We start from the raw sequence: 12,985 nt of genomic DNA on the forward strand, positions 1-12,985 counted from the left end.
CTTTAATCCGCCACTGCACTTCAGCGTAGCCCCAGTCGGCGGGCCAGGCGGCTGAGGTTGGCGCGGTCCAGGCCCAGCTCGCGCGCGGCACTGGCCCAGTTGTGCTGGTGGCGCTCCAGGCAGGCCTCGATCAGCTGGCGCTGGTACAGGTCCAGGGCCTGGCGCAGGTCGGTGCCGGGCGGTGGTGGCAGTGGCGCCGCCACGCTGGGCGCTGCCCCCGGGCCGGCGCCGGGCAGGTCGAAGTCGCGGGCCTCCAGGGTCAGGATCTTCGGCCGCTCGGGGTGCTGGCCCAGCGCCTTGAGCGACGAGCGGCCGATCAGGTGCTCCAGTTCGCGCACATTGCCCGGCCAGTCGTACGCCAGCAGCGCGGCCTGGGCATCGCTGCTCAGGCGCAGGCTGTTCAGGCCCATGCGCGAGCGGTTCTGCTCCAGGAAGTAGCCGCTGAGCAGCAGCACGTCGCGCCCGCGCTCGCGCAGCGCCGGCACCCGCAGCGGGTACACGCTCAGGCGGTGGTAGAAGTCGGCGCGGTAGCGCCCGGCACGCACTTCCTCGGCCAGGTCGCGGTTGGTGGCGGCAATCAGGCGCACATCCACCTGGTGCTCCTGGTCCGAGCCCAGGCGCTGCAGCTGTCCGCTTTGCAGCACGCGCAGCAACTTGGCCTGCACGGCCAGCGACAGTTCGCCCACTTCGTCGAGAAACAGTGTGCCGCCGTTGGCCAGCTCGAACTTGCCGCGTCGCTCGCCCACCGCGCCGGTGAAGGCGCCGCGCACATGGCCGAACAGCTCGCTCTCGACCAGGGTGTCGGGCAAGGCGGCGCAGTTGAGGCTGATCATCGGCTTGTCGGCACGCGCCGACTGCTGGTGGATGGCCTGGGCCACCAGCTCCTTGCCTACCCCGGTTTCACCGGTGACCAGTACGGTCAGGTCGCTGCCGGCGACCAGGCGGATCTCTTCGAGCAGGTGCTTGTGGGCCTTGCTCTGGCCGATCAGTTCCTGGTGCTGCTGGCCGCTGGCCTGGCGGTAGATCTCGGCGCGCTGGTGTTCGTCTTCGGCGCGCAGGGCCAGGCGTTCGATACGTTGCGCCACGTTGACCGTGGCGGCGGCCAGGCTGGCGAAGGCCTGCAGGGCGTCCAGCTCGACCTGCTGGAAGCGCTCCGGGGCCAGCGCATCGAGGGTGATCAGGCCCCAGGGCCGTTCGTCGACGAACAGCGGGCAGCCCATGCAGTCGTGTACCTCCAGGTGCTGGTGCAGGCCCTCGACCAGGCCGTCGTAGGGGTCGGGCAGTTGGCTGTCGCTGGCAAAGCGGGTCGGCTCGCTGCGGCTGAGCAGGGCGGCGAAGCGCGGGTGTTCGCTGACCTTGAAGCGCCGGCCCAGGGTGTCGGGGCTCAGGCCGTCCACCGCCAGGGGGACCAGCCATTCGCCATCCAGGCGCAGCAGCGCGGCGGCGTCGCATGGCAACAGGGCGCGCATGGCTTCGAGCAGGCGACGGTAGCGTTCGCGTTCGGGCAGCTCGCGAGACAGGTCGCTGACCAGGGGCAGCAGTGCGGTAAGCAGGGATTTTGCGGTCATGATGACTCCTTCGAGTCTTTATGACTCTAGCAGGGCTGTGGTCAATTTGACTCAAAAATATTCAAGCTATTGATTTATATGGATTTAATAGTTGGCACGAAAGCTGAAACAACCCGGACAGATTATCCAGAAGCCATAAGGCCCGGGAGTTACCCATGCTCAATGCCCAAGATCGTGCCATCGTCAAAGCCACCGTTCCGCTGCTTGAAAGCGGCGGCGAGGCGCTGACCACGCATTTCTACAAACTGATGCTCAGCGAATACCCCGAGGTGCGTCCGTTGTTCAACCAGGCCAACCAGGCCAGCGGCGACCAGCCGCGGGCGCTGGCCAATGGCGTACTGATGTATGCACGCCATATCGACCAGCTCGAGCAACTGGGCGGCCTGGTGAACCAGATCATCAACAAGCACGTGGCGCTGCAGATCCTGCCCGAGCACTACCCCATCGTCGGCGCCTGCCTGTTGCGTGCCATCGAAGAGGTGCTCGGCAAGGAGGTCGCCACCCCCGAGGTCATCGCGGCCTGGGGCGCGGCCTACCAGCAACTGGCCGATATCCTGATCGGCGCCGAAGAGGGCCTGTACCAGCAGAAGGCCCAGGCGCCGGGTGGCTGGCGCGGTGCGCGGGCGTTCCGGCTGGCGGCGCGGGTGCAGGAGAGCAGCGAGATCGTCTCGTTTCACTTCGCCCCGCTCGATGGCGGCCCGGTCCTCAAGGGCGAGCCCGGCCAGTACTTGGGCCTGAAGGTGCAGATCGATGGCCAGGAGCATCGGCGCAACTATTCATTGTCGGCGCTGGGTGACGGCCGCGAGTACCGCATCAGCGTCAAGCGCGAGGCGGGCGGCAAGGTGTCCAACTACCTGCATGAGCAACTGCAGGTGGGCGATACCCTGGAGCTGTTCCCGCCGGCGGGCGAGTTCACCCTGAGCGCCAGCGACAAGCCGCTGGTGCTGATCAGCGGCGGGGTAGGGATCACCCCGACCCTGGCGATGCTCGACGCGGCCCTGGCCAGCGGTCGCCTGGTGCACTTCATTCATTGCGCGCGCAACGGTGCGGTGCATGCGTTTCGCGACTGGGTGGACGAACGCGCGGCGCGTCATCCGCAGCTCAAGCGCTTCTATTGCTACGCCGAGGATGATGGGGTGAGCCTGCCGGCCGACGCCGTGGGGCTGCTGAGCCAGGATCAACTGGCGCAGTGGCTGCCGGTCGAGCGTGACCTGGACGCGTACTTCCTGGGGCCCAAGGGCTTCATGGCGGCGATCAGGCGTCAGCTCAAGGCCCTGGGGGTGCCGGAGCAGCAGAGCCGCTACGAGTTCTTCGGGCCGGCGGCAGCACTCGAGTAAGGGCCGGGGCCTGTTCGCCGACAATGCCGGCGCCTGCAGCTGCGCGTATGTGCTGCAGGCGCCGGCTAAGCTGCCGACCTTAATCTTCTTTTAATCGGTTTAACCTTCACTCCCTGTGGTCATGGTCGGCGTGTAGAATTGCGCCCAGGCTTGAGCCACCTATCTAGTGAAGGGAACGGGAATGAACGATCTAACGCAGCGCCTGAATCGGGAACGGCGCTTTCTGGTACTGCTGGGCGCCATCTGCCTGGCGCTGATCGGCGGTGCCCTGTACATGCAGATCGTGCTGGGCGAGGCACCGTGTCCACTGTGCATCCTGCAGCGCTATGCGTTGCTGTTCATCGCCCTGTTCGCCTTCATCGGTGCGGCCATGCCCGGGCGGCGCAGCCTCACGCTGTTCGAGGCCCTGGTGGTGCTGAGCGCCATCGGCGGCATTGCTGCAGCGGGCAACCACGCCTACATTCTGGCCAACCCGGCCGTCAGCTGCGGCATCGACACACTGCAGCCGATCGTCGACGGCCTGCCGCTGGCCTCGGTGCTGCCGCTGGTGTTCCAGGTGGATGGTTTCTGCTCGACGCCGTACCCGCCGGTGCTGGGGCTGTCGCTGGCGCAATGGGCGCTGCTGGCCTTCGTGCTGACCGCCGTGCTGGTGCCGCTGGGCATCTACCGCAACCGTCGCCAGCGTTAGACAAAAGTCCCGTGTCGAGGCAAGTGCGCAGGGCTTGAGAATTTTCCGAAGAAGTCGCCTCCAGGTTGACCTGGATCAAGTCCCAACCCTTGCGGTACGGGCATTTCAGGGCTACAGCCAGGGGTGCGACAAACTGTCGCGAAATTGATTTTTGCTGCGCTATTGTTACGTTTTCTGTAAAGGACTGTTGCTCAATAAGTCATAGTCATGGCCATGTTACGTCACTACAATCGCCCCCAATTTCCGTTCGGCACCGCTTGCGAGTTGCAGGATTAAAGGAGCTCCGGCTCCTTTCGTGACTCTGACGAGCATCGCCTGCGGCGATGCCGGGCTGACCCCCCTCCCGTGATTTTCCGCACCAAATGGAATTGGTCTGTAAACAGGCCTGATTGCCTACGAAGTCAAAACAATAAGCACCGTTGCACACCGGTTCTGCCGAGCAGCCGCAGCTGAATTCCGGCGTGACCGTATTCGATCCCATAAATGCTGACGCTTGGCAGGACGAAGTGTTGGCGACCAAAACACAAATTGCATTGAAGCAAGCTGCTCTAGAGGTCGTGAGATGAGTAAAAAGCGTTACCCCAGACTGTTTGGCATTCTGCCCTTTTTAGGCATGCTTTTACTCAGTGGGTGCAACTGGACCCTGCTCGACCCGAAGGGCCAGGTCGGCATTGAGCAAAGGAACCTGATCCTGATCGCTACCGGCCTGATGTTGCTGGTGGTGATTCCTGTCATTTTCATGACGATCGCGTTCGCGTGGAAGTATCGCGCCTCCAACAAGGCTGCCACCTACACCCCTGACTGGTCGCACTCGACCAAGATCGAAGTGGCCGTATGGTCCATCCCGGTGCTGATCATCATCGCCCTGGGTTATGTCACCTACCTCTCCACCCACAAGCTGGACCCGTACCGTCCACTGGATTCCGACGTGAAGCCGGTGCAGATCGACGTGGTCGCGCTGGACTGGAAATGGCTGTTCATCTACCCGGAACAGGGCATTGCCACGGTCAACAAGATCGTCTTCCCGGCCAACACCCCGGTCAATTTCCGCGTGACCTCCGACGCCGTGATGAACTCGTTCTTCATCCCGGGCCTGGGCGGCCAGATCTACGCGATGGCGGGCATGACCACCAAGCTGCACCTGATTGCCAACCAGAACGCCGAGTTCGACGGGATCTCCGCCAACTACAGCGGTGCCGGCTTCACCGGCATGAAGTTCAAGGCGATCGCCACGTCCCAGGAAGATTTCGAGGCGTGGGTCAACGAGGTCAAGCAGTCGCCGCAACAACTGGACAAGGCCACCTACGAGGCTCTGGCCAAACCTAGCGAAAACAACCCGGTTGCGCTCTACAGCGTGGCCCCGGAAAACATGTTCCAGTCCATCGTCGACAAGTACGAGGGCATGAACCGTGGCAAGCCGGTGGTGCACGAGAAGAAAGAGCACAAAGAAGCGGCCGAAGCGATGGACGTGAGTATGCATTCAGCTGCTGGGGCAGAGGAGTAAAAGATGTTCGGTAAACTTAGTCTGGACGCGATCCCGTATCACGAGCCGATAGTCATGGTGACCCTCGCCATGATCGCGCTCGGCGGTCTCGCGTTGGTTGCTGCAATCACCTATTTCCGCAAGTGGACCTACTTGTGGACCGAGTGGCTGACGTCGGTCGACCACAAGAAGATCGGGGTGATGTACATCATCGTCGCGATGGTCATGCTGCTGCGCGGCTTTGCCGACGCCATCATGATGCGTACCCAGCTGGCCATGGCCACTGGCGGCGCCGAGGGCTATCTGCCTCCTGAACACTATGACCAGATCTTCACCGCTCACGGTGTGATCATGATCATCTTCATGGCGATGCCATTCTTCACCGGCCTGATGAACCTGGCCCTGCCTCTGCAGATCGGTGCACGTGACGTTGCCTTCCCGTTCCTCAACTCCCTGAGCTTCTGGCTGCTGGTGTCCGGCGTTGCGCTGGTCAACATCTCCCTGGGCGTGGGCGAGTTCGCCAAGACCGGCTGGGTGGCCTATCCACCGCTGGCGGGTATCCAGTACAGCCCTGGGGTCGGTGTCGACTACTACATCTGGGCGCTACAGATATCCGGATTGGGGACAACGCTGACCGGTGTCAACTTCCTGGCCACCGTGCTGAAAATGCGCGCCCCTGGCATGAAGCTGATGGACATGCCGATCTTCACCTGGACCTGCACCTGGGCCAACATCCTGATCGTGGCTTCGTTCCCGATCCTGACCGCGACCCTGGCACTGCTGACCGTTGACCGTTATCTGGACTTCCACATTTTCACCAACGAGCTTGGTGGGAACCCGATGATGTACGTCAACCTGTTCTGGGCATGGGGTCACCCTGAGGTGTACATCCTGATCCTGCCGGCGTTCGGCGTGTTCTCGGAAGTCATCTCGACCTTTACCGGCAAGCGCCTGTTCGGCCACAAGTCGATGATCTACGCCTCGGGTGCGATCTCGGTTCTGGGCTTCGGCGTATGGCTGCACCACTTCTTCACCATGGGTTCGGGCGCCAGCGTCAACACCTTCTTCGGTCTGGCGACCATGCTCATTTCGATCCCGACCGGGGTCAAGCTGTTCAACTGGCTGTTCACGATCTACCAGGGCCGTCTGCGCTTCACCGCGCCAGTGCTGTGGACCCTGGGCTTCATGGTGACCTTCTCGATCGGCGGCATGACCGGCGTACTGCTGGCCGTACCTGGTGCTGACTTCGTGCTGCACAACAGCCTGTTCGTGATCGCTCACTTCCACAACGTGATCATCGGTGGTGCGGTGTTCGGCTACATTGCCGGCTTCGCCTTCTGGTTCCCGAAAGCCTTCGGTTTCACCCTGAACGAGAAGTGGGGCAAGGCTGCCTTCTGGTTCTGGATCTCCGGTTTCTACGTGGCCTTCATGCCGCTGTACGCACTGGGCTTCATGGGCATGACCCGTCGTCTGAACCACTCGGACAACCCTGCCTGGGAACCGTACCTGTACGTGGCCGTGGTCGGTGCCGTGCTGATCCTGTTCGGTATCGCCTGCCAGCTGATCCAGCTGTACGTGTCGATCCGCGATCGCAAGGACAACATGGACGTCACTGGCGACCCATGGAATGCGCACACCCTGGAATGGTCGACCTCGTCGCCACCGCCGTTCTACAACTTCGCCACCATGCCGGAAAAAGTCGGCCTGGACGCATGGACCGAAGCCAAGCGCGCCGGTATCGCCTACAAGGCTCCGGCCCAGTACGCACCGATCCACATGCCGAACAACACCGCTACCGGTCTGTACATGGGCGCGCTGTTGACCGTCTTCGGTTTCGCCACCATCTGGCACATCTGGTGGTTGGCCGCGGTCGGCCTGATCGGCACCATCGCTGTCTTCGTTGCTCACGCTGCGCGTGACGACCAGGGCTACATGGTTCCTGCCGAGGAAGTGGCACGTATCGAAGGTGAGCGTCTGAAGCACCTCGGTCTGGCTACCGGCTCGCCAGTCGGTGCGCCTGTCGAATCGTTTGAACGGGTTTAATCAATGTCCAGTCATGTAATCAATGCTGATGCTGCTCATGGTCACGACCATGGGCACGAAGAACACCACGACTCGGGCCAGATGACCGTATTCGGTTTCTGGCTGTACCTGATGACCGACTGCATCCTGTTTGCGTCGATCTTCGCAGCCTACGCGGTGCTGTCCGGCAACTTTGCCGGCGGCCCGTCGGGTCACGACATTTTCGAACTGCCGTATGTACTGGCTGAAACCGCGCTGCTGCTGTTCTCCAGTATCACCTTCGGCTTCGCCATGCTGCAGATGTACAAGGGCAACAAGAACGGTGTACTGGCCTGGCTGGCAGTCACCTTCCTGCTCGGCCTTGGCTTCATCGTCATGGAAGTCAACGAGTTCCACCTGCTGATCAGCGAAGGCTTCGGCCCGCAGCGCAGCGGCTTCCTGTCGGGCTTCTTCGCCCTGGTCGGCACCCACGGTCTGCACGTGACCGGTGGTCTGATCTGGATGGCCGTGATGATGTACCAGATTCAGAAGAAGGGCATCACCGGTTCGGCCAAGACCCGCATGGGTTGCCTGAGCCTGTTCTGGCACTTCCTGGACGTGGTCTGGATCTGCGTATTCACCGTTGTCTATCTGCTGGGGGTTCTGTAAATGGCTAACGCACATAACGAGCACGCCGAGGGCAGCCACGGCAGCGTGAAGTCGTACGCAATCGGCTTCGTACTGTCGGTGATCCTGACGCTGATCCCGTTCGGTCTGGTGATGTACCCGACCTTGCCCAAAGACATGACCGTACTGATCGTGGTGGCCTTCGCGGTCATCCAGATCGTCGTGCACCTGTACTACTTCCTGCACCTGGACCGTTCGCCAGAGCAGCGTGAGAACGTCAGCGCCTTCCTGTTCACCGGGTTGGTCATTGCACTGTTGGTCGGCCTGTCGCTGTGGATCATGTTCAGCATCCACACCAGCATGATGGCGAAGTGAGGTAAGACGGCATGTCCTTTAAGCACTTTATCCAAATCACCAAACCGGGGATCATTTTCGGTAACGTGCTTTCTGTGGCAGGCGGTTTCTTCCTTGCCGCGCAAGGGCATGTGGACTTCATGCTGTTCCTGGCCACGGTGATCGGCACTTCGCTGGTGGTGGCGTCCGGTTGCGTGTTCAACAACTGCATCGACCGTGACATCGACATCAAGATGGAGCGCACCAAGAACCGTGTGATGGTTCAAGGGCAGGTCTCGCTGAAGATCGCGCTGGCCTACGCCACCCTGCTCGGGGTGGCCGGGCTTGGCCTGCTGTACGTGCAGGCCAATGCCCTGGCAGCGTTGTTCGGCCTGATCGGGTTCATCATCTACGTGGGTTTCTACAGCCTGTACCTGAAGCGCAAATCGGTGCACGGCACCCTGGTAGGCAGCCTGTCCGGTGCCATGCCTCCGGTGATCGGCTACTGCGCCGTGAGCAACAGCTTCGACCTGGCTGCGTTGACCCTGCTGGTGATGTTCAGCCTGTGGCAGATGCCGCATTCCTATGCGATCGCGATCTTCCGCTTCAACGACTACCTGGCGGCCTCGATTCCGGTACTGCCGGTCAAGCGTGGCATCCTGGTGGCCAAGAAACACATCCTTTGGTACATCGTGGCGTTCCTGGTAGCGACCCTGATGCTGACCATCGGTGGTTATGCCGGCATGAGCTACATGGCCGTGGCCGCGGCGATGGGCATGTACTGGTTGTACATGGCCTGGACCGGCTACAAGGCTGTGGATGATCGCCTGTGGGCGCGCAAGCTGTTCGTGTTTTCCATCTTCACCATCACTGCGTTGAGCGTGATGATGTCGTTGGACACCAAGGTGCCGACCGAACTGCTGCTGACCTACGCGCATTGATCTGATGTGTTGAAAGAGACCCCGGGCCGAAAGGTGCCGGGGTTTTTTTTGCCCTTCAGAAACGGCTTCGCTCCCGCTCTTGCTTTTGATCTTTCCGTCCTTCAGGAGGCCGAATGGAGCCCGCGTGTAGTGGGGTGTAGGGCCATGGATGGCCCGGAAAGTGCCGACGGGCAGGGACGCCCGTGCGGCGCGGCCCCACGGAGCGTGGGTGGAATGAGGGGACCCGTAGCGAAGCGTAGGGCCGGATGCTGGACGGAGCGGTTTTGCTTACTTTTTCCAAGAAAAAAGTAAGCCGCTGTAAGAGCGGAAGGGGCCCTAAATGTCGATATCCATGCTGGATAAGCACATGATTGTCGATTTTCATGTCGGTGTGATTATCCGACATGGATAGCGCTGCGAGCGGCGCCTTCCGCTCTTACAGCGGGTCACTTTTGGCAAACGCCCCAAAAGTAACCAAAAAGGCTGGGCCCTGCATACGGCCCTACGCTTCGCTACGGGTCCCCTCGCTTCGCACCTGCTCCGGGGGCCGCGCCGCACGGGCGTCCCTGCCCGTCGGCACTTTCCGGGCCATCCATGGCCCTACACCCCACTACGCAGGCGCTCCACTCGGCCTCCTGAAGGGCCAGAAGATCAAAAGCAGATCCAAAGCAGATCAAAAGCAGATCAAAAACCAGAGCAAGATCACCAGCCGGAGCAAGGCCTCTGGATCGGTGCGTGCCAACGGCCGGCAATCCCTCCCACCCGGGCACCACTCCCCGCTGAACACGCAACCCCCGGCATTGCTAGCGTGACGGCTCCCCACCCCAAGGAGCACACCGCCATGAGCATTCTGACCGTTTACTTCTGCGGCACCGGATCGCACCGTTTCGATGACCAGAACCCCAATTTCTGGAACGGCGAACTGGTCGCCACCCTTGCTTCCAACGACCAGAGCCGCGAGTTCGCCAACTGGATCGCCATCGACGGCCCGGGCAGCGGCAACCTGCAGGCCGATGACCTGTTCATCGAAAACAAGGAATACGGCCTCACCGGCACCCTGTTCGGCGCCGGCTGGGAGCAGAACGTGGCCCACGCCCTGCAGGTCATCAAGGGCTCCTGCACCTGGCAGCGCGAAAAACTCACCGAGCAGGACTACAACCGCCTGAAGTCAGCCGGCGTGCCGATCGAGGACGTGAAGAAGGAGGGTTCCTGGTTCTGGCGCCAGTACGACTATGGCGACCGCGGCGTGACCCCGCAGCAACTCCAGGAAGGCATCATCCGCATGCACCGCAAGGACGGCCTGATTCCCGATCAGGTCAACATCGTGGGCTGGAGCCGCGGCGGCATCAGTGCCCACATGCTCGCCAACGCCATGGCCGACGACCCGCAACTGGCCCACGTGCCGGTGAACATCTTTGCCATCGACCCCGTGCCCGGGATCAACAACCTGCAGCCACACCGCCTGCACCTGCGCACCAACGTGAAGGAGTACGTGGGTTTCTTTTCTCGCGACGAGCGCTCCAAGGGCTTCGCCTGCGTCATCCCGTCCACCTACCCCGATACCCGTGTCCACATCTTTCCGCTGCCAGGACGCCACGCCACGCTGGTGGGCAATGCCTCGGCCGATGGCGCCAGTGCCGGCAACGAGCTGCCCGACCCGGGCCTGATCGTGCGCCATTTTGCCGAAACCTGCCTGACCCGCTGGGGCGTGACGCTGCAAAAACGCCTTGAGCTGAGCGAAGGGCAGGTGGCCGACTACCTGGATGCCATGGACCGCGACGATGCCCGCTACAGGGCCATGCGCAAGCACTCCTACACGCTGCTGAGCGAGTCCGAAGGGGAGCATCGGCTGGTCCACCAGGGCGATATGCGCAAGGCTTTCAGCTTCGTGCGCGGGGCCCACATGGCGCCGGAGGAGGGCCTGGATGTGGGGAGCTGGCGCTCGCTGTCGTTCGAGCGTCTGTGCTGACACCCGGCATCGGTCGCGGCCGCGCTGTGCGGCCCGCGATCGAATCCACTTTACAGGCATTGCCTGCAGGCACTATCTTCTGCCTCGGCCACCGCAGTGGCCAACGTCGCTCGGACGGTTCCGGGCGCTTACGTCCTCGAGGTAACCATGGCTGACCAAGGTTCGCCGCGCCGCTTTGCGCGCATAGATCGTCTCCCCCCCTACGTATTCAACATCACCGCCGAACTCAAGATGGCCGCGCGCCGTCGTGGCGAAGACATCATCGACCTGAGCATGGGCAACCCCGACGGGGCCACGCCGCCGCACATCGTCGAGAAGCTGGTACAGGTCGCCCAGCGCGAAGACACCCACGGCTACTCCACCTCGCGCGGTATCCCGCGCCTGCGCCGGGCCATCTCGCACTGGTACAAGGACCGCTACGACGTCGAGATCGACCCCGAGTCCGAAGCCATTGTCACCATCGGCTCCAAGGAGGGCCTGGCCCACCTGATGCTGGCCACCCTGGACCACGGCGATACCGTGCTGGTGCCCAACCCCAGCTACCCGATCCACATCTACGGCGCGGTGATCGCCGGGGCCCAGGTGCGTTCGGTGCCGCTGGTGCCCGGCGTGGACTTCTTCAACGAGCTGGAGCGGGCGATCCGCGAGTCGATCCCCAAGCCCAAGATGATGATCCTGGGGTTCCCCTCCAACCCCACCGCGCAGTGCGTGGAGCTGGACTTCTTCGAGCGGGTGGTGGCGCTGGCCAAGCAGTACGACGTGCTGGTGATCCACGACCTGGCCTATGCCGACATCGTCTACGACGGCTGGAAGGCCCCGTCGATCATGCAGGTGCCAGGTGCCAAGGACATCGCCGTGGAGTTCTTCACGCTGTCCAAGAGCTACAACATGGCCGGCTGGCGGATCGGCTTCATGGTCGGCAACCCGGAGCTGGTCAACGCCCTGGCGCGAATCAAGAGCTACCACGACTACGGCACCTTCACGCCGTTGCAGGTGGCGGCGATCGCGGCGCTCGAAGGCGACCAGCAGTGCGTGCGCGACATCGCCGAGCAGTACCGCCAGCGGCGCAACGTGCTGGTCAAGGGGCTGCACGAGACCGGCTGGATGGTCGAGAACCCCAAGGCCTCGATGTACGTGTGGGCCAAGATCCCCGAGCAGTACGCGCACCTGGGTTCGCTGGAGTTCGCCAAGAAGCTGCTGGCCGAAGCCAAGGTATGCGTGTCGCCGGGCATCGGCTTTGGCGACTATGGCGATGACCATGTGCGCTTTGCCCTGATCGAGAACCAGGACCGCATTCGCCAGGCGGTGCGCGGCATCCGCCAGATGTTCCGTGCCGATGGCATCGAGGCGCCGAAGGCGGTCAGGGCTTCACGCACGTCGTGATGCACCTCGCCGGCAAGGCCTGCTCCCGTAGGAGCCGGCCTTGCCGGCGAAGGGCGCGACACCGCCTTCCGTCGGCCGCCCATATTTCTTTCACTGCCCCCCTTTTCAACGCCACGCCGAAGCATAGAATGATCGTCGGGTTTCTCCCTCCAACGATACTTCTCCCCCCCTCCCAAATCATGTCCGAAAACAATCCTTGTTTGACTTGCGGTGCCTGCTGCGCGTATTTCCGTGTGTCCTTTTTCTGGGGTGAATGCACCTCGGCCGGGGGTGTCGTGCCTGATGAACTGGTGGTGCAGATCAACCCGACCCGGGTGGCGATGATCGGCACCGACGCCAAGCCGTGTCGCTGCATAGGGCTTGAAGGCGAGATCGGCAAGAGCGTCAGCTGTTCGCTCTATGCCCAGCGCTCCAGCCCCTGCCGCGAGTTCGATGCCGCCTGGGTCAATGGCCAGCCCAACGACGACTGCAACGCGGCGCGGGCCGCCCACGGCCTGCCCCCTCTGGAAGCCAACGAGCCGTTCTGGCCCGCCGAAGACCCGGAGGTGGCCTGACCGTTCGTCGGTTGGCTGACGCTGTAAGTTTGACGAGGCCCTGTATTCACGGGGCCCATTGCCAAAGTATTAACACCATTTGACGTAACGCCTTTGCGCAAGGGCTCCGGGAAAGCGGCTAC

At 62.5% G+C, this 12,985-nt stretch carries 11 protein-coding genes; 10 read left to right on the forward strand and 1 reads right to left on the reverse strand.

The genetic code is table 11. From position 1 onward, the window contains the following. Positions 1-20 precede the first annotated feature (20 nt). On the reverse strand, positions 21-1,568 hold the full coding sequence (gene norR / locus KH389_RS04325; RefSeq protein WP_043864401.1) for a nitric oxide reductase transcriptional regulator NorR: 1,548 nt from the start codon (positions 1,566-1,568) through the stop codon (positions 21-23). 155 nt (positions 1,569-1,723) lie between these two features. Here norR and hmpA point away from each other — a divergent pair, with 155 nt between their 5' ends. The 10 genes from hmpA to KH389_RS04375 all read left to right on the forward strand — a co-directional run bounded on the left by hmpA (position 1,724) and on the right by KH389_RS04375 (position 12,863). After that, positions 1,724-2,905 (forward strand): NO-inducible flavohemoprotein, encoded by a 1,182-nt coding sequence (gene hmpA / locus KH389_RS04330; RefSeq protein WP_116052856.1) that lies wholly within the window; start codon positions 1,724-1,726, stop codon positions 2,903-2,905. Between the two features lie 181 nt (positions 2,906-3,086). Further along, positions 3,087-3,593 carry a disulfide bond formation protein B gene (locus tag KH389_RS04335; RefSeq protein WP_043864403.1) on the forward strand — a complete coding sequence of 169 codons (507 nt, stop codon included), beginning with the start codon at positions 3,087-3,089 and terminating at the stop codon, positions 3,591-3,593. Positions 3,594-4,155: 562 nt separating this feature from the next. Then, positions 4,156-5,097 (forward strand): ubiquinol oxidase subunit II, encoded by a 942-nt coding sequence (gene cyoA / locus KH389_RS04340; protein WP_043864404.1) that lies wholly within the window; start codon positions 4,156-4,158, stop codon positions 5,095-5,097. Positions 5,098-5,100: 3 nt separating this feature from the next. Then, complete coding sequence (gene cyoB / locus KH389_RS04345) at positions 5,101-7,119, forward strand: cytochrome o ubiquinol oxidase subunit I (RefSeq protein ID WP_043864405.1); 2,019 nt, start codon at positions 5,101-5,103, stop codon at positions 7,117-7,119. Between the two features lie 3 nt (positions 7,120-7,122). Further along, positions 7,123-7,746, forward strand: a complete 624-nt coding sequence (cyoC, locus tag KH389_RS04350) for a cytochrome o ubiquinol oxidase subunit III (RefSeq protein WP_043864406.1) — start codon at positions 7,123-7,125, stop codon at positions 7,744-7,746. Next, complete coding sequence (cyoD, locus tag KH389_RS04355) at positions 7,747-8,079, forward strand: cytochrome o ubiquinol oxidase subunit IV (RefSeq protein WP_043864407.1); 333 nt, start codon at positions 7,747-7,749, stop codon at positions 8,077-8,079. It abuts the gene before it with no gap. An 11-nt stretch (positions 8,080-8,090) separates the two neighbouring features. Next, positions 8,091-8,978 (forward strand): heme o synthase, encoded by an 888-nt coding sequence (cyoE, locus tag KH389_RS04360; protein ID WP_213606946.1) that lies wholly within the window; start codon positions 8,091-8,093, stop codon positions 8,976-8,978. A gap of 820 nt (positions 8,979-9,798) precedes the next feature. Beyond that, positions 9,799-10,926 (forward strand): hypothetical protein, encoded by a 1,128-nt coding sequence (locus KH389_RS04365; RefSeq protein ID WP_058541385.1) that lies wholly within the window; start codon positions 9,799-9,801, stop codon positions 10,924-10,926. Between the two features lie 147 nt (positions 10,927-11,073). Further along, entirely contained in the window at positions 11,074-12,309 is a 1,236-nt protein-coding gene (gene alaC, locus KH389_RS04370; RefSeq protein ID WP_104572930.1) for an alanine transaminase, read from the forward strand. Positions 12,310-12,488: 179 nt separating this feature from the next. Next, positions 12,489-12,863, forward strand: coding sequence for a YkgJ family cysteine cluster protein (locus KH389_RS04375; protein WP_043864412.1), 375 nt, complete (start codon positions 12,489-12,491; stop codon positions 12,861-12,863). Positions 12,864-12,985 lie beyond the last annotated feature (122 nt).

The sequence above is a fragment of the Pseudomonas qingdaonensis genome, assembly GCF_018398475.1.
Classification (GTDB): domain Bacteria; phylum Pseudomonadota; class Gammaproteobacteria; order Pseudomonadales; family Pseudomonadaceae; genus Aquipseudomonas; species Aquipseudomonas palmensis.

Excerpts from the sequence above, each read along its gene's own strand:
- norR (WP_043864401.1), bottom strand. The coding sequence starts at position 1,568 with ATGACCGCAAAATCCCTGCTTACCGCACTGCTGCCCCTGGTCAGCGAC.
- hmpA (WP_116052856.1), top strand. The coding sequence starts at position 1,724 with ATGCTCAATGCCCAAGATCGTGCCATCGTCAAAGCCACCGTTCCGCTG.
- KH389_RS04335 (WP_043864403.1), top strand. The coding sequence starts at position 3,087 with ATGAACGATCTAACGCAGCGCCTGAATCGGGAACGGCGCTTTCTGGTA.
- cyoA (WP_043864404.1), top strand. The coding sequence starts at position 4,156 with ATGAGTAAAAAGCGTTACCCCAGACTGTTTGGCATTCTGCCCTTTTTA.
- cyoB (WP_043864405.1), top strand. The coding sequence starts at position 5,101 with ATGTTCGGTAAACTTAGTCTGGACGCGATCCCGTATCACGAGCCGATA.
- cyoC (WP_043864406.1), top strand. The coding sequence starts at position 7,123 with ATGTCCAGTCATGTAATCAATGCTGATGCTGCTCATGGTCACGACCAT.
- cyoD (WP_043864407.1), top strand. The coding sequence starts at position 7,747 with ATGGCTAACGCACATAACGAGCACGCCGAGGGCAGCCACGGCAGCGTG.
- cyoE (WP_213606946.1), top strand. The coding sequence starts at position 8,091 with ATGTCCTTTAAGCACTTTATCCAAATCACCAAACCGGGGATCATTTTC.
- KH389_RS04365 (WP_058541385.1), top strand. The coding sequence starts at position 9,799 with ATGAGCATTCTGACCGTTTACTTCTGCGGCACCGGATCGCACCGTTTC.
- alaC (WP_104572930.1), top strand. The coding sequence starts at position 11,074 with ATGGCTGACCAAGGTTCGCCGCGCCGCTTTGCGCGCATAGATCGTCTC.
- KH389_RS04375 (WP_043864412.1), top strand. The coding sequence starts at position 12,489 with ATGTCCGAAAACAATCCTTGTTTGACTTGCGGTGCCTGCTGCGCGTAT.